General features: G+C 54.1%; 2 tRNA genes and 1 rRNA gene. All 3 read right to left on the reverse strand.

Annotation, left to right across the window (positions count from 1 at the left end):
• A tRNA-Val gene (locus FS608_RS29890) sits at window positions 1–76 on the reverse strand.
• 5 nt (window positions 77–81) lie between these two features.
• Window positions 82–156 (reverse strand) — tRNA-Glu (locus FS608_RS29895).
• A gap of 37 nt (window positions 157–193) precedes the next feature.
• Window positions 194–268: ribosomal RNA gene (rrf, locus tag FS608_RS31940) — 5S ribosomal RNA — on the reverse strand; the annotation flags it as partial.

Raw genomic sequence — 268 nt, forward strand, 5'->3', positions numbered from 1 at the left:
TGGTGGAGGATGACGGGATCGAACCGCCGACCCTCTGCTTGTAAGGCAGATGCTCTCCCAGCTGAGCTAATCCTCCAGATATGGTGACCCCTACGGGATTCGAACCCGTGTTACCTCCGTGAAAGGGAGGTGTCTTAACCACTTGACCAAGGGGCCGGATTATTTTGACGAAAAAAATAACCCGAAAGGGCTTGCCTGGCAACGTCCTACTCTCACAGGGACGCGTGTCCCAACTACCATCGGCGCTGAGAAGCTTAACTTCCGTGTT

Source organism: Bacillus sp. X1(2014) (assembly GCF_007678255.1).